At 57.3% G+C, this 23,282-nt stretch carries 24 protein-coding genes; 15 read left to right on the top strand and 9 right to left on the bottom strand.

What is annotated here, in order from left to right; genetic code table 11:
• Window positions 1–42 precede the first annotated feature (42 nt).
• The 8 genes from rpsA (at window position 43) to AC0IXS_RS06690 (ending at window position 9,210) form a co-directional block, all read left to right on the top strand.
• Window positions 43–1,728 carry a 30S ribosomal protein S1 gene (gene rpsA, locus AC0IXS_RS06725; RefSeq protein WP_024689000.1) on the top strand — a complete coding sequence of 562 codons (1,686 nt, stop codon included), beginning with the start codon at window positions 43–45 and terminating at the stop codon, window positions 1,726–1,728.
• A gap of 296 nt (window positions 1,729–2,024) precedes the next feature.
• Entirely contained in the window at window positions 2,025–2,321 is a 297-nt protein-coding gene (gene ihfB / locus AC0IXS_RS06720; protein ID WP_003369729.1) for an integration host factor subunit beta, read from the top strand.
• 23 nt (window positions 2,322–2,344) lie between these two features.
• The gene (locus AC0IXS_RS06715) at window positions 2,345–2,596 is read left to right on the top strand and encodes a lipopolysaccharide assembly protein LapA domain-containing protein (RefSeq protein WP_025993842.1); all 252 of its coding nucleotides are present in this window, start codon (window positions 2,345–2,347) and stop codon (window positions 2,594–2,596) included.
• Between the two features lie 397 nt (window positions 2,597–2,993).
• Window positions 2,994–4,424 (top strand): MBL fold metallo-hydrolase RNA specificity domain-containing protein, encoded by a 1,431-nt coding sequence (locus AC0IXS_RS06710; RefSeq protein WP_057410504.1) that lies wholly within the window; start codon window positions 2,994–2,996, stop codon window positions 4,422–4,424.
• 215 nt (window positions 4,425–4,639) lie between these two features.
• Window positions 4,640–5,617: a UDP-glucose 4-epimerase family protein gene (locus AC0IXS_RS06705; RefSeq protein ID WP_057410505.1), complete on the top strand. Its 978-nt coding sequence runs from the start codon at window positions 4,640–4,642 to the stop codon at window positions 5,615–5,617.
• Window positions 5,610–6,626 (top strand): MraY family glycosyltransferase, encoded by a 1,017-nt coding sequence (locus AC0IXS_RS06700; protein WP_057410506.1) that lies wholly within the window; start codon window positions 5,610–5,612, stop codon window positions 6,624–6,626. The genes AC0IXS_RS06705 and AC0IXS_RS06700 overlap by 8 nt, the downstream gene beginning before the upstream one ends.
• 98 nt (window positions 6,627–6,724) lie before the next feature.
• On the top strand, window positions 6,725–8,719 hold the full coding sequence (locus tag AC0IXS_RS06695) for a polysaccharide biosynthesis protein (protein WP_191957825.1): 1,995 nt from the start codon (window positions 6,725–6,727) through the stop codon (window positions 8,717–8,719).
• A 158-nt stretch (window positions 8,720–8,877) separates the two neighbouring features.
• Window positions 8,878–9,210: a ComEA family DNA-binding protein gene (locus AC0IXS_RS06690; RefSeq protein WP_057410508.1), complete on the top strand. Its 333-nt coding sequence runs from the start codon at window positions 8,878–8,880 to the stop codon at window positions 9,208–9,210.
• A 52-nt stretch (window positions 9,211–9,262) separates the two neighbouring features.
• On the opposite strand, the gene AC0IXS_RS06685 is transcribed toward AC0IXS_RS06690, so the two are convergent.
• The gene (locus AC0IXS_RS06685; protein ID WP_057410509.1) at window positions 9,263–9,883 is read right to left on the bottom strand and encodes a TetR/AcrR family transcriptional regulator; all 621 of its coding nucleotides are present in this window, start codon (window positions 9,881–9,883) and stop codon (window positions 9,263–9,265) included.
• Window positions 9,884–10,199: 316 nt separating this feature from the next.
• Here AC0IXS_RS06685 and AC0IXS_RS06680 point away from each other — a divergent pair, with 316 nt between their 5' ends.
• On the top strand, window positions 10,200–11,477 hold the full coding sequence (locus tag AC0IXS_RS06680) for an aromatic amino acid transport family protein (protein ID WP_122690852.1): 1,278 nt from the start codon (window positions 10,200–10,202) through the stop codon (window positions 11,475–11,477).
• 242 nt (window positions 11,478–11,719) lie between these two features.
• Here AC0IXS_RS06680 and AC0IXS_RS06675 read toward each other — a convergent pair whose 3' ends face one another.
• From AC0IXS_RS06675 to AC0IXS_RS06665, 3 genes are all read right to left on the bottom strand, one after another.
• Window positions 11,720–11,926, bottom strand: a complete 207-nt coding sequence (locus tag AC0IXS_RS06675; RefSeq protein ID WP_025993849.1) for a hypothetical protein — start codon at window positions 11,924–11,926, stop codon at window positions 11,720–11,722.
• Window positions 11,927–12,041: 115 nt separating this feature from the next.
• Window positions 12,042–12,524: a GreA/GreB family elongation factor gene (locus AC0IXS_RS06670; protein WP_057410510.1), complete on the bottom strand. Its 483-nt coding sequence runs from the start codon at window positions 12,522–12,524 to the stop codon at window positions 12,042–12,044.
• Between the two features lie 3 nt (window positions 12,525–12,527).
• Window positions 12,528–12,914, bottom strand: a complete 387-nt coding sequence (locus AC0IXS_RS06665; protein WP_137202886.1) for a hypothetical protein — start codon at window positions 12,912–12,914, stop codon at window positions 12,528–12,530.
• 153 nt (window positions 12,915–13,067) lie between these two features.
• Here AC0IXS_RS06665 and earP point away from each other — a divergent pair, with 153 nt between their 5' ends.
• Together earP and AC0IXS_RS06655 are read left to right on the top strand one after the other, a co-directional pair.
• A complete protein-coding gene (gene earP / locus AC0IXS_RS06660; protein ID WP_137202885.1) occupies window positions 13,068–14,201 on the top strand; it encodes an elongation factor P maturation arginine rhamnosyltransferase EarP in 1,134 nt (377 codons plus the stop codon).
• 99 nt (window positions 14,202–14,300) lie between these two features.
• Window positions 14,301–14,870: an elongation factor P gene (locus AC0IXS_RS06655; protein WP_003373297.1), complete on the top strand. Its 570-nt coding sequence runs from the start codon at window positions 14,301–14,303 to the stop codon at window positions 14,868–14,870.
• 78 nt (window positions 14,871–14,948) lie between these two features.
• Here AC0IXS_RS06655 and AC0IXS_RS06650 read toward each other — a convergent pair whose 3' ends face one another.
• The 3 genes from AC0IXS_RS06650 to AC0IXS_RS06640 form a co-directional block, all read right to left on the bottom strand.
• Window positions 14,949–15,968: an alpha/beta hydrolase gene (locus AC0IXS_RS06650; protein WP_449126283.1), complete on the bottom strand. Its 1,020-nt coding sequence runs from the start codon at window positions 15,966–15,968 to the stop codon at window positions 14,949–14,951.
• Between the two features lie 25 nt (window positions 15,969–15,993).
• The gene (locus AC0IXS_RS06645) at window positions 15,994–16,413 is read right to left on the bottom strand and encodes an organic hydroperoxide resistance protein (RefSeq protein WP_025993854.1); all 420 of its coding nucleotides are present in this window, start codon (window positions 16,411–16,413) and stop codon (window positions 15,994–15,996) included.
• Window positions 16,414–17,098: 685 nt separating this feature from the next.
• The gene (locus AC0IXS_RS06640; RefSeq protein WP_025993787.1) at window positions 17,099–17,572 is read right to left on the bottom strand and encodes a MarR family winged helix-turn-helix transcriptional regulator; all 474 of its coding nucleotides are present in this window, start codon (window positions 17,570–17,572) and stop codon (window positions 17,099–17,101) included.
• Window positions 17,573–17,775: 203 nt separating this feature from the next.
• On the opposite strand from AC0IXS_RS06640, the gene AC0IXS_RS06635 reads away from it, so the two are divergent.
• On the top strand, window positions 17,776–18,522 hold the full coding sequence (locus AC0IXS_RS06635; RefSeq protein WP_057408198.1) for a sulfite exporter TauE/SafE family protein: 747 nt from the start codon (window positions 17,776–17,778) through the stop codon (window positions 18,520–18,522).
• Here the strand turns inward: AC0IXS_RS06635 and AC0IXS_RS06630 are convergent.
• Window positions 18,512–19,366 (bottom strand): LysR substrate-binding domain-containing protein, encoded by an 855-nt coding sequence (locus tag AC0IXS_RS06630; protein ID WP_206336054.1) that lies wholly within the window; start codon window positions 19,364–19,366, stop codon window positions 18,512–18,514. The genes AC0IXS_RS06635 and AC0IXS_RS06630 overlap by 11 nt on opposite strands.
• Window positions 19,367–19,461: 95 nt before the next feature.
• On the opposite strand from AC0IXS_RS06630, the gene AC0IXS_RS06625 reads away from it, so the two are divergent.
• Window positions 19,462–19,695, top strand: coding sequence for a DUF1127 domain-containing protein (locus tag AC0IXS_RS06625; protein ID WP_025993782.1), 234 nt, complete (start codon window positions 19,462–19,464; stop codon window positions 19,693–19,695).
• Between the two features lie 55 nt (window positions 19,696–19,750).
• Window positions 19,751–21,082: a winged helix-turn-helix domain-containing protein gene (locus tag AC0IXS_RS06620; RefSeq protein ID WP_241151744.1), complete on the top strand. Its 1,332-nt coding sequence runs from the start codon at window positions 19,751–19,753 to the stop codon at window positions 21,080–21,082.
• Here AC0IXS_RS06620 and AC0IXS_RS06615 read toward each other — a convergent pair.
• Window positions 20,964–22,310 (bottom strand): class II 3-deoxy-7-phosphoheptulonate synthase, encoded by a 1,347-nt coding sequence (locus AC0IXS_RS06615; protein ID WP_043304254.1) that lies wholly within the window; start codon window positions 22,308–22,310, stop codon window positions 20,964–20,966. The genes AC0IXS_RS06620 and AC0IXS_RS06615 overlap by 119 nt on opposite strands.
• Window positions 22,311–22,471: 161 nt before the next feature.
• Between AC0IXS_RS06615 and AC0IXS_RS06610 the strand changes: the two genes are divergently transcribed.
• Window positions 22,472–23,233: a spermidine synthase gene (locus AC0IXS_RS06610; protein WP_122667748.1), complete on the top strand. Its 762-nt coding sequence runs from the start codon at window positions 22,472–22,474 to the stop codon at window positions 23,231–23,233.
• Window positions 23,234–23,282: the final 49 nt, after the last annotated feature.

The raw sequence follows: 23,282 nt of genomic DNA, 5'->3' as shown, positions 1-23,282 counted from the left end.
GCAGATGGGCGTATTCTTCGCCCTTGATCAACAGGAATTAAAATGAGCGAAAGCTTTGCAGAACTTTTTGAAGAAAGCCTAAAGACCCTGAACCTTCAGCCGGGCGCAATCATTACCGGTATCGTTGTCGACATCGACGGCGATTGGGTAACTGTACACGCTGGCCTGAAGTCCGAGGGCGTCATCCCGCTCGAGCAGTTCTACAACGACGCTGGCGAGCTGACCATCAAGGTCGGTGACGAAGTGCACGTTGCGCTGGACGCGGTCGAAGACGGCTTTGGCGAAACCAAGCTGTCCCGCGAAAAAGCCAAGCGCGCCGAGTGCTGGATTGTTCTGGAAGCAGCTTTCGCAGCTGAAGAAGTGGTCAAGGGCGTTATCAACGGTAAGGTTAAAGGCGGCTTCACTGTCGACGTTAACGGCATCCGTGCGTTCCTGCCTGGTTCTCTGGTTGACGTTCGCCCTGTGCGCGACACGACCCACCTGGAAGGCAAAGAGCTCGAGTTCAAGGTCATCAAGCTGGACCAGAAGCGCAACAACGTTGTCGTTTCCCGTCGCAGTGTCCTGGAAGCCGAGAACAGTGCCGAGCGCGAAGCTCTGCTCGAGTCCCTGCAGGAAGGTCAACAAGTCAAAGGTATCGTCAAGAACCTCACCGATTACGGCGCATTCGTCGATCTGGGTGGCGTCGATGGCTTGCTGCACATTACCGACATGGCCTGGAAGCGTATCAAGCATCCATCCGAAATCGTCAACGTTGGCGACGAGATCGATGTGAAGGTCCTGAAGTACGATCGCGAGCGCAATCGTGTTTCCCTGGGTCTGAAGCAACTGGGCGAAGACCCATGGGTTGCTATCAAGGCTCGTTACCCGGAAAGCACCCGCGTTACCGCGCGTGTAACCAACCTGACCGACTACGGCTGCTTCGCAGAGCTGGAAGAAGGCGTGGAAGGCCTGGTACACGTTTCCGAAATGGACTGGACCAACAAGAACATCCACCCATCCAAAGTCGTTCAGGTTGGCGACGAAGTGGAAGTCATGGTTCTGGACATCGACGAAGAGCGTCGTCGTATCTCCCTGGGCATCAAGCAGTGCAAATCTAACCCGTGGGAAGATTTCTCTGGCCAGTTCAACAAGGGCGACAAGATCTCCGGCACCATCAAGTCGATCACCGATTTCGGTATCTTCATTGGTCTGGACGGCGGCATCGACGGTCTGGTTCACCTGTCCGACATCTCTTGGAACGAAGTGGGCGAAGAAGCCGTACGTCGCTTCAAGAAGGGCGACGAGCTCGACACCGTGATCCTGTCTGTTGATCCAGAGCGTGAGCGCATCTCGCTGGGTATCAAGCAGCTGGAAAGCGATCCGTTCTCCGAGTACGTCACTGTCAATGACAAAGGCGCTATCGTTCGCGGTATCGTTAAAGAAGTTGACGCCAAAGGCGCCATCATCACTTTGGCCGACGACATCGAAGCGACCCTCAAAGCCTCCGAAATCAGCCGTGACCGCGTTGAAGACGCACGTAACGTTCTGAAAGAAGGCGAAGAGATCGAAGCCAAGATCATCAGCGTTGACCGCAAGAGCCGCGTAATCAGCTTGTCCATCAAGTCGAAAGACGTTGAAGACGAGAAAGAAGCCATTCAGAGCCTGCGTAGCAAGCCTGAAACAGCTGAAAGCACTGGTCCTACCACTATTGGTGACCTGCTGCGTGCGCAGATGGAAAAACAGAACTGAGTTCTGCTTGACCATTAAAAAGGGCGACTTCGGTCGCCCTTTTTCATGCCCGTCTTTTGAGTCGTTTCGCCCCTCGATTACGCTTCGCAGATGATGCCTTCGGCCTTCCAGGCCACGTCTTTCCTATGTTCCCACCAGGCCTTCGTTGTGGTCATCATACGGTCATATATCCGTCTTGCTGCAGTAAGTCATTGACAACGCTTCACATAAGTCAAGAGACGGGCTGTTCAAATTCATCCGACCATGCTAAAACCTTCGGAGCGCTGACCTAGCTGCTTGAAAAAGAAGGGAAAAATATGACGAAGTCGGAGTTGATCGAACGAATTGTCACCCATCAAGGGCTGCTCTCATCCAAGGATGTCGAGTTGGCCATCAAGACCATGCTTGAACAAATGTCCCAGTGCCTCGCGACGGGCGACCGTATCGAGATCCGTGGGTTTGGCAGCTTTTCCCTGCATTACCGTGCACCCCGCGTAGGGCGCAATCCCAAAACGGGCCAGTCGGTCAGCCTTGACGGCAAGTTCGTCCCCCATTTCAAGCCGGGCAAGGAACTGCGTGACCGGGTCAATGAGGACGAAGAAGAAGGCCTCTGAATCGTAAATCGAAGGATCACCCGATGCGTCTTTTCAAACGAGTCATTCTGATTGCTGTTGTGCTGTTCATCGTGTTGGCCACGACGGTTTTTGTGTTGGAAAATCGGCAGCCTGTCGGTCTGGTTCTTTTCGGTTGGTCGGCACCGCAACTCCCTTTTGCTGTGCCGGTCGTATGTGCCCTGTTGATCGGCATGCTGATAGGTCCGCTTTTCGCCTGGATCGCGAGTCTGCGCAGCAAGCGCTCGTCCTATCCTCGATCAATCAAGGCCGAGTAGATCAGGCATCGCCGGACCCATGTCCGGCAGTCTGGATTTCCGCTTTCTTCAGTTTATTTTTTTTGGCAGCTACTTATTCCGACCTGAGGCATTATCGGTTGTCGGAGTTGAGTGCCTTCAGTTGGTAATTGTGCTTTTGGTCTTGTAAGAGTTTTCCTGTTTTGTAATGGAATACTCATCATTGTCGTAAGACGTTTTCCGGTTGTTCTACTGCAGGCCCATTTTGCTGGGCCTGCCGGTTGCCTGTTCAATTAGACGTCTGTTTGTTGTCGCTGGGCCATCTTGTGTCAAGGCTTGAATGCCGGATTTTCGGGTGCAGAATAGAGCGGGCTTACAACACGAGTCGCTTGCCAGAATTACCCGCTATCCGTTCTGGCCTTTACACAAAGGTAGTTGAATGTCTTATCCCAAACTTGTGCATCACGGTGCAATAGAGACCGTGACGGGCTCGTGCCATCAGTTGTGCATGGATGCTGTAAACAATCTGTTGATTGATTGTGGTTCGGTGCAGGCTGCCGAGAACTCTGACGTGACAGGGTTCGGTTTTTCCCCTGCAAGTATCCGGGCGCTTCTCTTGACTCACGTGCATAACGACCATGTAGGGCGTATTCCGGAGTTGCTGGCGAGCGGTTACAAGGGGCCGATCATCTGCAGTGAGCCCAGTGCTCACCTGTTGCCGCTGGTCATGGAAGACATCCTCGGCATCCAGTTCGGCCAGGATTCTGCGCAGGTAAACCGCCATCTCGATGCTATCGGCAAGCGAATCATTGCGCTGCCCTTTGACAGCTGGTTCGAGCTGATCGCCACCGAATCGCTGCATTGCAGGGTCAGACTGCAGCGTGCGGGTCATATCCTGGGATCAGCCTGCATCGAATGCGATCTCACCTATCCGCTGGAAAACCGTTCGCAGCGTGTGGTGTTCTCCGGTGACCTGGGAGCATCGAATACACCTTTCCTGCCTGCGCCCCGGCCGCCTGAGCGCGCTGATGTACTGGTGCTGGAGTCAACCTATGGTGATCGTCTTCACGAAGATCGAAACACTCGCCAGGGTCGCCTTGAGCAACTGATCGACAAGGCGCTGGAGGATAAGGGCACCGTGCTGATCCCCGCCTTCAGTCTGGGGCGCACTCAGGAGCTTCTGTATGAGCTGGAGGACATTCTCCAGAGGAAAGGGCTCTCTAGTGCACTCGCTGTCGATCCTGCAAGCGATGAGGCGTCCATGGTCGACTGGCCGCAGTTGCCCATCATTCTTGATTCACCGCTGGCCAGCCGTTTTACCAGGGTCTATCAGTCCTTCTCCGACTACTGGAGCGAAGACGCCCGCGAGCGTCTGCAGCAGGGCAGGGCGCCTCTGGGCTTCTCCCAATTGATTACCGTCGATAGCCACGCCAGCCACTTGCAGGTCGTCAACTACCTGACCAGCACCGCTCGCCCGGCCATCGTCATCGCGGGCAACGGAATGTGTGCAGGCGGACGCATCGTCAATTACCTCAAGGCCATGCTGGGCGAAAGCCGTCACAACGTACTCTTCGTCGGTTATCAGGCCAGGGGTACGCCGGGTGCAGCCATCCAGATGCATGGTCCGCGCGGCGGGTATGTCGAGCTCGATCGGGAGCGCTTCGATATTCTTGCGGGCGTTTCGACGGTCAACGGGTATTCGGCACACGCCGATCAGGCGGGGCTGGTCGCGTTCGTGACGGGTATGGATGAATGGCCGGCGCAAATACGACTGGTTCACGGCGAGCCGACTGCGAAGAGGTCCTTGGGGCAGGTATTGGAGCGCAAGTATTCGCTGCATAAACGGGTGGTTGAATTGATTATTCCCTGATTAAAGAAAAATTCATCGCGCTCTTAGTGTGTCAGTTGAAGTTCGGAAGTCCGGCCGATGTCAATTGTTTTGAATCGCGGGTTGTTGAAAGCAATGATTCCTGATTGGCGACAAGGCCATCGGCGGGTTCTTGAAAAATGGCATTTACAAGTGATTAAGGTTGCTAAAATATCTCACGTCAGTAATATTTCCACGCTTTGAAAAGGCGTTGCGCTATGAACGATGAGGCTGCATGGGTTGCGATAACAGGTGCAACAGGCTTCGTTGGCAGTGCCCTCGTTCGTCAGTTGATCGAAAAGACCGATTACCGACTGCGTGTTGCGGTACGCGGTCCTTACGTTCATCCCAGCGAGCGTATCCATCCGCTTACCGTTGGCTCCCTTTCGCCGGACAATCAATGGGCTTCCTTCGTTGAAGGCGCAAGTACAGTGATTCACTGCGCGGCGCGTGTTCATGTGTTGAATGATTCGGTTGCGCACCCTGAGGCGGAATATTTTCGCGCCAATGTCGAGGCAACACTCAACCTGGCAGAGCAGGCCGCTGCGGCAGGCGTGCGGCGGTTCATCTTTCTCAGTTCGATCAAGGTCAATGGCGAAATCACGCTGCCGGGCCAGCCATTCAAGGCTACAGATAAATGCGACCCTGCCGATCCTTACGGCGTGTCCAAGTACAAGGCCGAGCAAGGGCTGCGTGAGTTGTCCTCTCGTACGGGTATGGAAGTAGTGATCATTCGTCCGGTGCTGGTCTACGGACCGGGGGTGAAGGCCAACTTTCTCAACATGATGCGCTGGCTGGACAGGCGAGTGCCCTTGCCGCTGGGTGCGATCAATAATCGTCGCAGCCTGGTGGCTCTGGGTAATCTGGTGGACCTTGTGGCCACCTGCGTTGCTCATCCGGCAGCGGCAGGACAGACATTCCTGGTCAGTGACGGTCATGACCTGTCTACAACTGACTTGTTGAATGAGATGGGCAGGGCGCTGGGCAAGCCTGCCCGGCTGATCCCTGTTCCGGGCTGGATGCTGCACCGTGCTGCAGCGCTGCTTGGAAAGAAAGAGTTTTCCCAGCGACTGTGCGGCTCGCTGCAGGTCGATATTGCCAGAACGTGCGAATTGCTCGATTGGGCGCCGCCCATACGATTTGAAAACGCGATGAAAGAGACCGCTCGACATTATCTGGAACACAAACATGCTTGAGTGGCTTGCGATCACGACCATTGCGCTGCTTTCCCTGTTGTTGACGGCGCTTTTGCGCAGGTACGCGCTATCCAGAAGTCTGCTGGACGTCCCCAATGCCCGCAGTTCGCATTCCATTCCAACGCCGAGGGGCGGAGGTGTTGCGATCGTTATCGCCTTCCTGCTCGCGACTATCGTATTGGCGGGCGTCGGACAGATTTCTGTGGAAACTTCGATGGCCATCGTCGGTGCAGGCGGTCTGGTCGCGATCATCGGCTTCATGGATGATCATGGGCACATCGCTGCCCGCTGGCGTCTGTTGGGCCATTTCGCGGCAGCTGTGTGGGCACTGGTCTGGTCCGGAGGGTTGGCTCCGCTCAGTGTCATGGGCACGACGGTCGATCTGGGTGTGGTGGGTCAGATTTGCGCTGTGTTCTATCTGGTCTGGATGCTCAATCTCTATAATTTCATGGACGGCATCGACGGGATCGCCAGTGTCGAAGCGGTAACGGTGTGCGGCGGCATCAGCCTTGTTTATGCGCTGAGCGGGTTTGATGAACTGCTCTGGGGAGCGCTGTTTCTCGCGGCCTCGGTTGTCGGATTTCTCTATTGGAATTTCCCGCCGGCGCGCATATTCATGGGCGATGCCGGCAGCGGTTTTCTGGGCATTGCTCTGGGAATACTTTCTGTTCAAGCAGCCTGGTCCTCACCTCAGCTATTCTGGGCATGGCTGATTCTGTTGGGAGTGTTTGTCGTGGATGCGACGGTTACGCTTCTGCGCCGCCTGATACGCCGGGAAAAGGTGTATGAAGCACATCGCAGCCACGCCTACCAGTTTGCGTCACGTCGGCTTGGCGGGCATCTTCCCGTCACTATGGTCGTGGGTCTGATCAACGTCTGCTGGCTGCTTCCTGTGGCCCTGTGGGTCGTGTTGACGAATGCAGAAGGGATCGTGGGGCTCATTGTCGCCTACGTCCCCCTGGTGATACTTGCATTGCGGTTCGACGCCGGTCAGGCAGAGACGAGTTAACTAAACGTGATATTGAGTGTCCTATCACGTGGAGCGTTGCATCGAGAAGGTTTTTGCGCAGTGAACCGAGACCAAAGCGAAGGAGTACTGACGAATTGATGAGCAAGTTGCGATCTATTCTGCTGGCACTGCCACGCCGGAAAAAGCGGATAATTCAGGTTGCTGCTGACATTGTTCTGGTCTGGATCGCCCTGTGGATGTCGTTCGTCGTCCGTCTCGGGATTGATGAGCTGATCAACCCGCTCGAAAAACACACCTGGCTTTTCATCAGTGCTCCTCTGGCTGCCATACCCTTGTTCATCCGGTTTGGCATGTATCGGGCCGTGATGCGTTATTTCGGAAACGATGCCCTGATCGCGATCATCAAGGCCGTCACGCTTTCCTCTCTGATTCTGGGCTGCATGGTCTATGTGTACAGCAACCATCAGCAGCTGGTACCGCGCTCGGTCATCTTCAACTACTGGTGGTTGAGCCTGGTGATGATCGGAGGACTGCGTCTGGCGATGAGGCAGTATTTTCTGGGCGACTGGTTTACGGCCGCACAGCATGTGCCCTTTGCCAGAAGCGACAACGGTCTGCAGAAGGTTGCCATCTACGGCGCCGGAGCCGCCGGCAATCAGTTGGTCGCGGCCCTGCGGATGGGGCGCGTGATGCACCCGGTCGCGTTCATCGACGATGACGAATCCATCTCGAATCGTGTCATTTCCGGGCTTCAGGTCTACAAGCCGAAGCATATTCAACGAATGATCGATGCCACGGGCGCCCAGGAAATTCTGTTGGCCATTCCCTCTTCATCACGAGGCCGCCGCCGCGAGATATTGGGTTATCTCGAAGGTTTCCCGCTGCACGTGCGAAGTGTTCCGGGCTTCATGGATCTCGCCGCAGGGCGTGTGAAAGTGGACGACCTTCAGGAAGTCGACATCGCCGACCTGCTCGGGCGCGACGCTGTGCCGGCTCGTGAGAACCTGCTGGAGCACTGCATCAAGGGCCAGACCGTTCTGGTCACCGGGGCTGGCGGATCCATCGGCTCGGAGCTGTGCAGACAGATCTTGCTGCTCGGCCCCACCAAGCTTCTACTGCTCGACCACAGCGAGTTCAACCTCTACAGCATCGTGTCGGAGCTGGAGCAGCGTTCCTCCCGCGAGTCATTGAGGGTCAAGCTGTTGCCCATTCTGGGATCGGTACGCAACCATCCCAAACTGTTGGCGATCATGAAAGCCTGGAAGGTCGACACGGTTTACCACGCGGCCGCCTACAAGCATGTGCCGATGGTCGAGCACAACATTGCCGAAGGTGTGATCAACAACGTCGTGGGCACTCTCAATACCGCACAGGCGGCGTTGCAGGCCGGCGTCTCCAACTTTGTGCTCATCTCGACCGATAAGGCTGTCAGGCCGACCAACGTCATGGGCAGTACCAAGCGTCTGGCCGAACTGATATTGCAGGCGCTCAGTCGTGAAACCGCCCCGGTCATCTTTGGCGACAAGGCCAACGTTTATCAGGTCAACAAGACGCGTTTCACCATGGTGCGTTTCGGCAACGTGCTGGGGTCGTCCGGGTCGGTGATACCGCTGTTCCACAAGCAGATCCAGACCGGCGGACCGCTGACCGTCACCCATCCCAAAATCACGCGTTACTTCATGACCATTCCGGAAGCGGCGCAGCTGGTGATCCAGGCAGGTTCCATGGGGCACGGCGGTGACGTGTTCGTCCTCGACATGGGTGAACCCGTGAAGATAATTGAGCTTGCGGAGAAGATGATTCATCTTTCAGGCCTCAGTATCCGCTCCGAGAAAAATCCTCAGGGGGATATTTCCATCGAGTTCACGGGGCTGCGTCCCGGTGAAAAGCTTTATGAGGAACTGCTGATCGGCGATAACGTGGTTGCCACCGAGCACCCGATGATCATGAGTGCCACGGAAGACTACCTGCCCTGGGATGTCTTGAAAGGCCGCCTGTCGAGGTTGCTGGATGCGGTTGATGGTGACGACTATGCCACTGTGCGTCAGTTACTTCGTGAAACAGTCAGTGGTTATACGCCGGAAGGTGAGATTGTCGACTGGATGCATCAGGAACGTCGCAGCGAAACGTGACGTTACTTTATTAAAATCAGTGCGATGCCTGTATTTATTGGGAATTGGATTGTTGTAATAACTGGCAATGCCAGGCTCCGTTGACATGTCATAACGCTCACCCTAAGTTTCAAGCGCAGCTTCGGAAAGCTGCCTTAAACTGTTATGGAGCGTTAACTATGCGAACCGCCTTTTTCTCTTCTCTGATGTTTGCCCTGCTGACCAGTGCCTCGGTCGCTGTCAGCGCAGCACCTTCACCCACTCCGGTCGTCGCCGAAGCCCCGGTTTCAGTAGCGGTGCAGGAGCAACGCACTGACCTCGTCAACCTCAACAAGGCCGATGCGGAAACCTTCCAAAAGGAACTGGCTGGTATTGGCAAGAACAAGGCAGATGCCATCGTGGCCTATCGTGAAAGTAATGGCGAGTTCACATCCGTCGACGAGTTGATCGAAGTCAAAGGTATCGGAAAGTCCATTCTCGAAAAGAACAGGGATAAGCTGACAGTTGAGTAAGCTGCGTTTCGCTAACTGAAAACAGGCCGATATTGCATCGGCCTGTTTTATATCACGTATTCAGTGGTATTTCGTCAGTCACAGTAGACTGAAGAAGAACTTCAGCGGTGTCCTGTTTGCTGATATGAAGTTTCACGTGCTCTCGGGTAACTTTCAAAATATGTTCCGACAGCTGTTTGTCATGCACGCTGCGTGACAGCATCAGGGCGCCAACCAGACTCGACAGAACCAGCATGCTTTTGGGTTCGGGATTTTCGATTTGCTGAGCTTCGTCGAACGCGTCCAGCAAATGAATGATGATTTCGTCCGTCAGCGGGCTGGGCTGATTCAGCTGACCCAGTTCGGCGCACATGTTCGGCAGCGGACAGCCGGTGCCGGGTTCGTCACGGTGGGGGCTGGACAGATAGACGTCTATGAACTCGCTCAGCGAGTCCGGTCCTGTGAATGTTTCGCGAGTGAATGCCTTCGCTTCATCGACGGCCTGTTTCAAGGCCTGTTCGACGAGATCATCCTTGGACTTGAAATGCGCATAGAAGCCACCGTGTGTCAGCCCCAGCGATTTCATCAAAGGTTGAAGGCCAGTCGCGCCTATGCCATCCCGGCGAAAACGTACGGATGCTTCCTTGACAATCCGCTGGTGGGTTTGAGCTTTACGATCAAGCGCGTAGCGCATGCGCCGAGTCTCCAGGAAGTGGCCGGAATGTTACAGAGCCTTTATACATAGGTGAAACGATGCAGCATAGGTTTTGAGTGGCTTTGGCCCGCATTTCAGGGGCATCGCCATCACTTCCAGGGAAGATTTGGTCGCGCCTCCGTTCATGTCGGCGTACCTGCTGCAGCGTCGTGCTTACAAAACTGTCGGACAAAAAACGTTGATTTCTCGCTGTAATCCCGGACAATCCCGCCCCTGTTTTCGAGGGAAGCGCTGACTGCCAGGTTTTTTCGATGCGTTTCCCTTTTTGATTAACCGGCCACGGAGAGTCCACCGGATGAATGATCAGGCAAATGGCGTCGTAGAACGTCTGGATGTAAAACCTGCGAGCGTCACTGCGTGGAATCGCAACGACACCACCTGGATGCTTGGCCTGTTCGGGACTGCCATTGGTGCAGGCACGCTGTTCCTGCCGATCAACGCAGGCATTGGCGGGTTCTGGCCCTTGATGGTTCTGGCGGTGCTGGCGTTTCCGATGACGTTCTACGCGCACAGAGGCCTGACGCGGTTTGTACTGTCTGGCCGTGAAGGCGCCGACATCACTGAAGTGGTCGAACAGCATTTCGGCAAGGCTGCCGGTGCGCTGATCACTCTGCTGTATTTCTTTGCGATCTTTCCGATCCTGCTGATCTACAGCGTGGCGCTCACCAACACGGTAGGCAGCTTTCTTGAGCATCAGCTTCACCTGGAGCCGCCACCGCGTGCCATTCTGGCATTGCTGTTGATCGTCGGCCTGCTGGTCGTGGTGCGCTGCGGGGAGCGATTCATCGTCAAGGCCATGAGCCTGATGGTCTACCCCTTCATCGTTGCGCTGCTGTTCCTCGCCGTGTTCCTGATTCCGCACTGGACCGGCGGCATTCTGAGCACTGCAACCACACTGCCCGAAGCTTCGGCATTCTGGCCCACATTGTGGCTGGCCATTCCGGTGATGGTGTTCTCCTTCAACCACACCCCGATCATTTCGGCCTTCGCGGTTGACCAGAAACGCCAGTACGGCGAGAACGCGGAAGTCCGCAGTTCGCAGATTCTGGCGCGTGCTCACGGTTTGATGGTGGTGATGGTGCTGTTCTTCGTGTTCAGCTGCGTCCTGACCCTGTCGCCGATCCAGCTGGCCGAAGCCAAGGCGCAGAACATTTCGATTCTGTCTTACCTGGCCAATCACTTCAGCAACCCGACCATTGCGTTCGTCGCGCCACTGATTGCCTTCGTGGCCATCTCGAAGTCGTTCCTGGGCCACTACATTGGTGCGAGTGAGGGCCTGAAAGGGCTGATCGTCAAAACGGGTCGTCGTCCTGCGCCCAAGGTGCTGGATCGCGTAACCGCAGCGTTCATGCTGGTGGTGTGCTGGATTGTGGCAACGCTGAACCCAAGCATTCTGGGCATGATCGAGACGCTCGGTGGTCCGATCATCTCGGCGCTGCTGTTCCTGATGCCGATGTATGCCATCCACAAGGTACCCGCCATGCGTCAATACGCGGGCAAGCTGTCCAACGTTTTCGTTGTGGCAGCAGGCGTAGTCGCCATCACCGCACTGGTCTATTCGCTGGTTCAATAGTCATCGGCCTGGACAGGGTGGGCGTAGTCATCTGCGCCCTTCGTCTGATGATGAGCGTAATAACGTATTGATGACGGTCGCAATTAAATAATTCGATAAGAAACGGCCCGGTGTGCGCTCAGACCGGACGTGCAATATGCGTAGTGCCCGGTTTTCGGGGCTCGCAGAGATACCCGGAGCTCCATTGCGGATGCCCCGAGCGCTTCAAATAAATGCTTTTTCTTCAGTCGCAGGTCATGCGCTCAGTCGACAGGCTCCGGATGCAACGGTCTGGACAGGTGCATGATGCTCGCGTAGTCGTACACATACTGACGTCCCGCGTGGCTGGTCGAACGCAATTGATCGATCAGCAGTCGCTCTTTTTTGTTCAGGTACCTCAACGCCGGATCTTGACTGGACTTCAGGCGATCACGTTCATGGGCGTCAGGGAATGCAATGACGTTCGTCATGAAAAATCTCCTTGGGTGTGAGTCCTTGCTTGCTTTGATGTAGCCCCGAGTACTGCGACAGTGCCACCTTACCCATAAAAACTTGGCGTGATCAACCCTGATCAAACCGATCGAGTTACAAGGTTCGAGTAATCTCGAAGCAATGCTGGCTGCCGTTGATGACAATCTGCACCGTGTCATCCTCGAACTTGCCCAACAGCTGCTGTCCCAGCGGCGCATGGGGCGTGATAACGGTGATCAGTTGGTCATTCACCTGAACCTTCAGACCCGCAGCATCAGGCCCCAGAAACAGGTTTTGCACCTGACCTGCGCCATTCTCGATCGTCATAAAATCACCGATCTGAATACCACATGATTCATCAAAGCTTTTAAGCGACCAGTCCTCATAGCGCTTGAGGGATTGGCGGATTTCCTCCACTCGCCTGGCCTGTCCGGCAGCCAGGTAAGACGCTTCCAGCCCAAGTGTGTCGTACTTGTTTTCAGCGATGTTTTCTTCGTGTGTCGCAGCTTCATAGGCGGTCTGGGCCGCTCGTTGTGCAATGTCCAGATCGACTTTCAGTTTCTCGGTGATACGGTGCAAGACGTCCTGCTTGTTCATGGGTTATCCGCAGTATTCATTGATGCTGGCGCGGCTTTTTTCGCTCGGCGCGGTACGGTCCTGCTGCATCCAGAAATCGCATTTGGAGCGGCTGAAGTTGCGTTGCTGTTGTTCCTGAACCTGCTCGCGCGCCTGGCGTGCTTCGCTTTCCCGCAGGCTCTGCTCATACTTGCGGAACATGGCCGTTTCCGGTTCTACCTGCGGTGCGGGAGGGGCGGCCAGTTGCGCAGCAGCCTTTTCCAGAGCCATGGTCTGCGCCGGGGGCAGGCTTTTGTAGACCAGCCAGCCGGTAAGGCCCACCGCCATCGCGCCGAGCCAGATGCCCAGAGCGATACAGAGGATCAACTTCACGGAGACAGACAGTTCGCGACGGCGGATGTGGGACGGCATGGCTGAATTCCTGGCGAGAGGGCACAGTGTGATTGTGCCATGCCTGAAGAGTGTGGATGACAATCGTACGTTCGCAAAGGCTCCAGTCTGGTGCAGGCGGGTTGTTCTGAAGGACAATTGCATTTTTTTCTTACTCTGCCTCAGGGAGCCAGGATGAAAGCCTCTTGGGACATTTTTTGCAGCGTGGTCGACAACTACGGCGACGTCGGCGTGACATGGCGACTGGCTCGCCAACTGGTCGCCGAGCATGAGCTGAAGATACGTTTGTGGATCGATGATTTGTCGGCATTCGCTCGCCTGTGTCCACAGGCAGATGCTGAGGTCGCGCAACAGTGGCATGAAGGTGTCGAGGTCTGTCACTGGCCAAAGGAGTGGGTGAATACAGACATTCCGGAGGGCGTGATCGAGGCTTTTGCATGTCGTCTCCCGGCGGCTTATACCGACGCGATGCTGCAACGCTCGCCACGTCCGGTATGGCTGAATCTCGACTACCTCAGCGCCGAAGAGTGGGTCACAGGTTGCCACGGCCTGCCGTCCCTGCAGTCCAGTGGTTTGAAGAAGTTCTTTTTCTTCCCCGGTTTTCGCGATGCCACGGGCGGCTTGCTGCGTGAGCGCGGTTTGATCGAACAGCGTCGAGCCTTTCAGCACGACAGCAAAACACGACTGGATTTTCTCTCCCGTCTGGGTGTCGAGCCGCAGACCGATGCACGTCTGATCTCGGTGTTTGCCTACGAGAACCCGGCGCTTGGCGGTTGGCTGGATGCACTTTCCAGCGATGCACATGCCACGCACCTGCTGGTGCCTGAAGGGCGCATTCTGGGCGACCTGCGCCAGTGGCTGGGCGTTGATCATCTTCAGGTCGGTGAGGTACTGCAACGAGGCTCGCTCGCTGTCCAGGTGCTGCCGTTCGTCAGGCAGGAGGATTACGACCGAGTGCTGTGGTGCTGCGATTTCAATGTGGTGCGCGGCGAAGATTCATTCGTGCGAGCGCAGTGGGCAGGCAGGCCGATGTTGTGGCACATCTATCAGCAGGAAGGCGACGCTCATCTGCCCAAGCTTGACGCCTTCCTCGAGCTTTATCTGGCGGGGCTTTCGCCTGAGGCCGGCCAGGCGCTCAATGCATTCTGGCAGGCCTGGAATGCCAATCAGGCACTGAGCGAAAGCTGGCAGTTGCTCTCAAACCACTGGCCCGAAGTCCAAAGGCATGCCAAACAATGGTGTGACGAGCAGGCATCCCGGACTGATCTTGCGGCAGCGCTGGTGCAGTTTTATGTAAATTCGCTATGATACGCGGCCTTGATGTAAGGCTCTGTACGAAAAGTGCCTGCGCAGGCCATTTCTCGTACAGAGCCTTTGGTTAATTCAATCCAAATTCGGATATATGCAATGAAAACTGGTAAAGAGCTGAAACCCGGTACTGTGATCCGTCTGGAAAACGATCCTTGGCTGGTTCAGAAAGCTGAATTCACCAAGTCCGGTCGTAACAGCGCGATCATGAAGACCAAGCTGAAGAACCTGCTGACCGGTTACAAGACCGAGATCGTTTACAGCGCTGACGACAAACTGGACGACGTGATCCTCGACCGCAAGGAAGCGACCCTGTCCTTCATCAGCGGCGACACTTACACGTTCATGGACACCACTGACTACACCATGTACGAACTGAACGCCGAAGACATCGAAAGCGTTCTGCCTTTCGTTGAAGAAGGCATGACCGACGTTTGCGAAGCCGTATTCTTCGACGAGCGCCTGGTTTCCGTAGAGCTGCCGACCACCATCGTGCGTCAGGTTGACTACACCGAAGGTTCGGCGCGTGGCGACACTTCCGGCAAGGTCATGAAGCCTGCCAAACTGAAAAACGGCACCGAGCTGAGCGTTGCTGACTTCATCGAAATCGGCGACATGATCGAGATCGATACCCGTGAAGGTGGTTCCTACAAAGGCCGTGCAAAGTAAGCATGGTTTTGTAACCCCGTTACGCAAGAAACCCGCAGCGATGCGGGTTTCTTTTTGCCTGCGATTTGACCGCGGCGGTCACTTCAAGTGTGTTTTCAGTTCTTCGGACGCCTGCAGCATCGCAGAGCGAACAGCCGGAACCTGACTGACAACGTTGAGCAGACCGTAGTCGTGGATCATGCCGTTGTAGCGAACTGCAGTCACCGGCACACCAGCCTGATCCAGTTTGCGGGCATAGGCTTCGCCTTCGTCGCGCAGTACATCGGCACTGGCTGTCTGAACCAGCGCAGGTGGCAGGCCTTTCAACTGTTCGGTCGTGGCACGCAACGGCGATGCGTAGATCTCGTTACGCTTCGCAGCGTCGGTGGTGTAGTTGTCCCAGAACCACTTCATCATGTTGCGGGTCAGGAAGTGGCCTTCAGCGTACTGGTCGTAGGACGCAGTGTTGAAGTTGGCGTCGGTGACCGGCCACAGCAGCACTTGGTAGCGCAGAGCAGGCGTACCTTTCTCTTTGGCCATCAGCGCCACGACTGCCGCCATGTTGCCGCCGACACTGTTACCGGCCACAGCCAGACGCTTGCCGTCGACATTGATTTCCTTGCCGTGCTCGGCCACCCAGCGAGTGGCGGCGTAGGCCTGATTGATTGCAGTCGGGTAGTGCGCTTCAGGCGAAGGCGTGTAATTGACGAACACCGCCACCGCACCGGAGCCTGCTACCAGATCCCGAACCAGTCGTTCGTGAGTCTGGAAGTCGCCCAGCACCCAACCGCCACCGTGGAAGAACATGAAGACCGGCAAGGTCCCTTTGACACCTGCAGGGCGCACGATATTCAGGCTGATGGACTGCCCGTCGACCGTGATGGTCTTCTCGCTGACGTCGGCCTTTGGCAGGGTCAGTTTCACGCCGGACTGAGCGCCGACCAATACCGCACGGGCGTCCTTGGGCGACAGCTGCTCGATAGGTTTGCCTGTGCCCGAGTTAAGGGCATCCAGGAAGGCCTGGGTGTTGTGTTCCACACCCGAATCGCCTGCGGCAAATGCGCTGCTGACAGACAGGGCGAGCAGGGTACCGGTCAAGACTTTGCTGAAGGTTTTCATGTTCGATTCCTGTGGCAGTAAGGGTTTAGACGGTTACGTGCAGACGCACATCGACGTTGCCACGGGTGGCGTTGGAGTAAGGGCAGACCTGGTGCGCGGCATCGACCAGTTGCTGAGCGTCGGCCTGTTCCAGGCCTGGCAGGCTGATGTGCAGGTCGATGTCCAGACCGAAACCGCCGGGGATCTGGCCGATACCGACATGGGCTGTGATCGAGGCATCGGCCGGGATGCTGCGCTTGCCTTGACCAGCGACGAACTTCAGTGCGCCGATGAAGCAGGCCGAGTAACCGGCGGCAAACAACTGCTCAGGGTTGGTCGCTTCGCCGCCCGCGCCGCCGAGTTCTTTCGGGGTCGCGAGCTTGACGTCGAGAATTTTGTCACTGGAAACAGCACGGCCATCACGGCCACCGGTGGCGGTTGCAACTGCGGTGTAGAGAGTGTTCATGGGTGTTGGTCCTCAAAAGGTTGAAATTACGCGCTAAATACTTGCGCGCTAACTAATCGCGAATTGAATGTATCCCGACGATACTTTGCGCGCAAGTTAATTTTTGAAAAGAATGAGGATGTGAGCAGAAAGGGCGAGAGGAGGTATGCGTACAGACGGGGCTTGAAGCACTTTTTATGGATGAATGATTGCCTCCCACAGGGGCCGTCGTTGCAGCAGGATTGGGGTATAACGCTGAGCACAAGCATGGGCATGATCGGCGTGCTTGAGATCACGCTGATCGTTCCCGCGCTCTGGACCGCCCCCCGAAAGTTGGACAGTTTGATGATCGTCCCCACGCTCTGCGTGGTAACGCCTCTCAGGACGCTCCGCGTCCGTTCTCGAATGTGGCGCAGAGCGTCGTAGGCTGCACGTCCAGGCTCCAGGGCTCATCGCTACACAAATAATGCGCTCGGCTCACTGAATCCGCAGTCTGTACCATTTGTGACGCGGAGCGTCACGGGCGGCATGCCCACGCGGAGCGATGGGCACGATCAGTGCCGAGGCAGACTTGTGTATAACGATCAGCGCGGTGCGACGGGCTCGACCGGGATGAAATGCCGACGCTCCCGCAGGGTTATGGTCGGGTTCATCGGGTCGATGGTTCGACGGGTTCAAATGTTGTCATGTTTCGAGCGGATGCCCTTCACAGGCTGTCGTGCAAATGCCCGCGCAAGCCCAGCAGCTTGCCTTGCAACTCGCGCAGCTGATCCATGTTCAGGCCACTGGCTGACAGAATGCATCCCGGCACGGTCGTCGCTTTTTGCTGCAAGGCACGGCCCTGCTCGGTCAGGTGCAGCAGCACTACGCGCTCGTCTTCCTTGCTGCGCGTGCGGCTGATAAAGCCTTCACCTTCTAGACGCTTGAGCAGTGGCGTCAGCGACCCCGGATCTGTCAGCAGACGCGTGCTCACATCGCCGACAGTCAGGCCGTCCTGCTCCCACAGCACCATCATCGCCAGGTATTGCGGATAGGTCAGCCCCAGCGCCTGAAGCAAGGGCTTGTACACCTTGGTCATCATCAGCGAGGTGGAATACAGGGCGAAACACAACTGGTTATCGAGCAGCAGCGAGTCGCAATCGGCGGAGGCGTCGGGAGTAGTACTGGCATCGGCGTCCATGGGAATTCCTCATGCGTTGTGAAGGAGCGCTTAATTTAGTGTTGCGATCTTTAATGCGCCAGATAATTCCACTGATGTGGTCTTGAGACCTGAGCACGCAATGGCTCGCAGGAACCGGAAAAAAGTAGCGTTACCTGTATTCGTTGTTTGCGTCACGTTCAAGACTGCGTAGCATTTGGCCATTGACTGGTTGGGGATGTGGCGTGATCGACGTTGTAATGTTTGTGTTGTTGGGCGCGGCAATGGGCACGCTGGGCGGGCTCTTTGGAATCGGCGGTGGTCTGGTGGCGATTCCTGCGCTGGGCGTGCTGTTCGGACTGGATCAGCAACTGGCGCAGGGCACCGCGTTGTTGATGGTCTTGCCCAACGTGTTGCTCGCATTGTGGCGCTACAATCAGCGAAACCGGATTCTGTTGCGCAACGCCCTGATGCTGATCATTCCCAGTTTCGTTTTTGCCTGGCTGACCTCCCTGTTGGCGGTTCGCCTTGATCCTCAAGGCATGCGGCTGGGGTTCATCGGCTTTCTGGTCGTCCTGACCGGGTTCAACGTTGCACAGATGTTCTGGCGCAAGGGGCAGGCGAGCACGCAACTGCGTCACGAGAACAGACTGTGGATGCTGGGCGTCGGTTCCGGCGTCACCGGCGGCCTGTTCGGTGTGGGCGGCGGGGTCATCGCGACGCCGATTCTGACCAGCGCCTTTGGTGCCACTCAGGTCGTGGCGCAAGGTCTGGCGCTCTCTCTGGCGGCGCCCAGCACGGGCATCACGCTGGTGACCTACGCGTTGCATGACCATGTGAACTGGTCGATAGGCCTGCCGCTGGCCATCGGCGGACTGGCCAGTATCAGTTGGGGCGTGAAGCTGGCGCATTCGCTGCCGGAGCGGACCCTGCGCCTGATGTTCTGCGTGTTTCTGGTGCTGTGCGCGGTGATCCTCGCGCTCAAAGTCTGAAGCCCTCGGCAATGTAGTCGGCCATGCATTCGGTGATGGGCGAAGGGTTTTTTGTGTTGCGCAACAGCACCACGCTGGCGACCGGCAGTTGCGGCAGGTTTTCCGCTTCGCCAAGGACACGCAGATCCGGCGTGATCAGGCTCTGCAACTGTGCCGTAACGGCCAGACCGGCGCCGACGACTGCCATGATTGCCGACATGCTGGCACTGCTGTAGGCGATCCGGTATTCACGCTCGATGGTGTCCAGCGCATTGCAGGCCCATTCCCGGCAAAAGCAATGCGTGTTGAACATCGCCAACGGCATGGGCGTCTGGTCGTGGGGCGCATGCCCATCGGCCTCGACCCACACCAGATGGTCGCGGCGCAACAACTGGCCGATCTCGTTTCCGGGCTGACGCGTCACGATGGTCAGGTCCAGGTCGTGACGTTGGAGCAGCATGTCCGATGGCTCGCAGTGCACTTCGACCTGGACCAGCGGATAAGCCTGCGCGAACTGCGACAGGATGCCGGGCAGGAAGCGCATCACGTAATCATCGGGCGAGCCGATCTTCACCACGCCCACCATGTGCGGCTCTCGCAACGTGTTGAACACTTCACTGTGCAGCTTGAGAATGCGCCGTGCATAGCCGAGCAGCACCTGGCCCTCGGCTGTCAGGCTCAAGGTGCGGCCGTCCTTGCGAAACAGCGAGCGCTGGACGATGTCCTCCTCGAGTCGCTTCATCTGCATGCTGACCGCTGATTGGGTGCGGTTGACTGCGTCGCCTGCCTTGGTGAAACCGCCGTGATCAGCGATGGCGACAAAGGTGCGCAGCAGCTCTGTGTCGATGCTTGGGTAATTGGCCAATACATCAATCTCCCTGATGAGTTGCATAAGAAGCATTCGTTGGATTGATTCTAAGCCCGGCGCGAGACTTCAGTCATCCCCGCATGGAGGGCAAGATGATGAAAGGTCAAAAGGGTTATGTACTGGTCGCCAGATCGTCGCTGCTGTCGCCGCTTGGCAAGGTGCTGCAGTCGATGAAAAATCACGTCTTACGTTGGCAGGAGCTGCATCGCCAGCGCCGTCTTCTGGCCCAACTGAGTGATGGCGCGTTGAAAGATCTGGGTCTGAGCCGGGCCGATATTCAACAGGAGACCGAACGTCCGTTCTGGGATGATCCCATGAGTCGCTGACAAGACAGGCTCGAATCGGCTAGCGTGAAGGTTCGAACCGGGAGCGCTTAAGCCTATGGAGTTGTCCCTCAAACAAGCACGTCGTCTGGCACTGGCTGCTCAGGGTTTCAATGGGCGCCAGCCGCCAGCGACGATCAAGTCCAGCCACGTTACGCAACTGATCAGCCGACTCGGCGTGTTACAGATCGACTCGGTCAATGCGCTGGTGCGTTCTCACTACCTGCCGCTGTTTTCGCGGTTGGGCCGGTACTCGCCGACATTGCTGGATCAGGCCGCGTGGAGCCAGGGCCGGCATCGGCGCCTGTTCGAATACTGGGGGCATGAGGCGTCGCTGCTGCCTGTCGAACTCTACCCGTTGATGCGCTGGCGGATGCGCCGTGCGGCTCAGGGCGAAGGTATTTATCAGGGACTGGCCAGGTTCGGTCGCGAACAGCAACCTGCTATCGAGCGCGTGCTGCAAGCCGTCCAAGAGCGGGGTGCACTGGGTGCGGGCAGTTTGAGTACACGTCAGGAAAAAGCCGGACCCTGGTGGGACTGGAGCGTGGAAAAGCAGGCGCTGGAATGGCTGTTCGCAGCGGGGGAGGTAACGGTGGCCGGGCGTCGTGGCTTCGAGCGGCTGTACGACCTGCCCGAACGTGTCTTGCCCACGGATATTCTCGATCAGCCCGAAATCGCCGAAGCCGATGCCCAGCGCGCGCTGTTGTTGCACGCGGTCGGCGCCCTGGGTGTTGGCACCGAGAAGGACCTGCGCGATTATTTTCGTCAGGATCCACAGCCCAGCCGGACCCTGCTGGCTGAGCTGGTTGAAGACGGGGCGCTCGAGTTTGCTCAGGTTCAAGGCTGGACACACAGGGCGTTCTGTCTGCCGGACAGCACGGTGCCGCGCAAGGTCAACGCCAGCGCGCTGCTGTCGCCGTTCGACTCACTGGTCTGGGAGCGGGCGCGCACCGAGCGGCTGTTCGATTTTCGCTATCGGCTGGAGATTTATACGCCGCAGCACAAACGTGTATACGGCTATTACGTGCTGCCGTTTCTGCACAACGAACGTATCGCCGCAAGGATCGATCTGCGTTCCGAGCGTGCAGCCGATCGTCTGGCGGTGCATGCCGTGCATGAAGAACCGAACGGTCTGGACGAGGAGGGCATGCAGGCCCTGGCGGACAATCTGCGCCAGCTCGCCGGTTGGCTGGGGTTGGCGCAGATTCAGGTCAATTGCCAGCGCGACAGCGGGGTGCGTCTGGCAAAAGCGTTGGAGAGCTGGCGATTACTTAGCGGCGCACCTGCTTCAGTGTCTCGGCAATCAGGAACGCCAGCTCCAGCGACTGATCGGCATTCATCCGTGGGTCGCAATGGGTGTGGTAACGATCCGACAAGCCATCCTCGGTGATAGGCCGGGCGCCGCCGATGCATTCGGTGACGTTCTGCCCGGTCATCTCGATGTGGATGCCGCCTGCATAGGTGCCTTCGGCCTGATGCACCTGGAAGAACTGCTTGACCTCGCCCAGAATCTGCGCGAAATCACGAGTCTTGTAACCGCTGCTGGCCTTGATGGTGTTGCCATGCATCGGGTCCGAACTCCACAGCACCTTGCGGCCTTCACGCTCGACGGCGCGAATCAGCTGCGGCAGATGATCGCCGACCTTGTTCGCACCCATGCGCGCAATCAGGTTCAAGCGGCCCGGGTCATTGTCCGGGTTGAGAGTATCGATCAGACGGATCAGGTCATCAGTGTTCATGCTCGGCCCGACCTTGACGCCGATCGGATTGTTCACGCCGCGCAGAAACTCGACATGCGCGCCGTCCAGTTGCCGGGTACGGTCGCCGATCCACAGCATGTGCGCGGAGCAGTCGTAGTAATCGTTGGTCAGGCTGTCACGGCGGACAAAGGCTTCTTCGTAGTTGAGCAGCAGGGCTTCGTGGGCCGTGAAGAAGCTGGTTTCGCGCAATTGGGGCGAAGTGTCCATGCCGCAGGCGCGCATGAAGGCGAGCGTTTCGTCGATGCGGTCGGCGAGCTGGCTGTACTTTTCACCCAGCGCCGAATTGGCGATGAAGTCCAGGTTCCACTGATGCACCTGGTGCAGGTCGGCGAAGCCGCCCTGGGCAAAGGCGCGCAGCAGGTTGAGCGTGGCGGTGGACTGGTTGTAGGCCTGCACCAGACGATCAGGGTCTGGAACGCGGCTTTTCTCGTCGAAGCCGATGCCGTTGACGATGTCGCCCCGGTAAGCCGGAAGCGTAACGCCGTCGATGGTTTCATCGTTGGCCGAGCGCGGCTTGGCGAACTGGCCCGCCATGCGTCCGACCTTGACCACCGGACAGCCTGCGGCAAAGGTCATGACCACGGCCATCTGCAGCAGCACCTTGAAGGTGTCGCGAATCTTGCCTGCGGAAAACTCCATGAAGCTTTCGGCGCAGTCGCCGCCTTGCAGCAGAAACGCGCGGCCCTGGGTCACTTCGGCAAACTGGCGACGCAACTCTCGGGCCTCGCCGGCAAACACCAGCGGCGGGTAACTGGCCAGGCTTTGTTCGACCCTGGATAGATGCTCGGCGTCCGGGTAGTGAGGTTGCTGTTGAATTGGCAGTGCCCGCCAGCTGTCGGGGCTCCAGGGTTGGCTCATTATTGGCTCTAGGGTTGTGCAATCGGATCGGCATGTTAGCAGTTCGCCGTGCTGCTGCCAGCGCGGCGCGGATAACCGGGCTCCCGTTGTCCTCCTGAACATGTGACAAAGTACGTGGCATGGCCGACAATTCGCGTTTTGCGGGCCAATCGGGAACGGTAATGACGGAAGAGCGTGAACGCGTAGAACGGATTCTGGCGGAAGTCCACGACGATTACGGCATGATCCGCGTGCTGGAAGTCGACGATTATCGCTTTCTGGAATTTGGCGACGCCATCGAGCAAAGCTGCACCTTCACGGCCGATCCCAGTTGGCTGGAGTACGACTACACCCGCGCTATGCTGATTGGTGCGCTGTGCCATGAGGCACCGGAAAGCGCGCTGTTCCTGGGGCTGGGTGCCGGGACGCTGACTCAGGCGTGCATGAAGTTCCTGCCGCTGGAAGACGTGGAAGTCATTGAGCTGCGCCCCGACGTTCCGCAGCTGGCGATGGAGTACATGGGGCTGGACGATGATCCGCGCCTTTATATACGCATCGGCGACGCGCTGGATCTGCTCGACAGCACCGAGCCTGCCGATCTGATCTTCGTCGATCTGTATACCGATGTCGGTCCGGGTGTCGGGCATCTGGCCTGGAATTTCCTTCAGGGCTGTCAGCAGCGTCTGAATCCCGGTGGCTGGCTGATCATCAACCAGTGGGCGACCGACGATGGCAAACCCTTGGGGGCCGCCCTGTTGCGCGGCCTTTATCATCGCCACTACTGGGAGCTGCCGGTAAAGGAGGGCAACGTCATCCTTATTGTGCCCTCGGATCTGGATCAGGCGCTGGATCTTGACGCACTCGCCCGGCGCGCCGAAGCGCTGACGTCCCGGTTGGGTTATTCGCTGGACTCATTGATCAAGTCAGTCAGGCCTGCGACCTGAGCCAGACAAAACTTAAAACGTATGTGGGACAATTCGCCGCACGTCGAAA

It is taken from the genome of Pseudomonas sp. AC016, assembly GCF_979253365.1.
The sequence above is the reverse complement of the archived record's forward strand: the minus strand, read 5'-3'. Positions and strand labels throughout refer to the sequence as shown.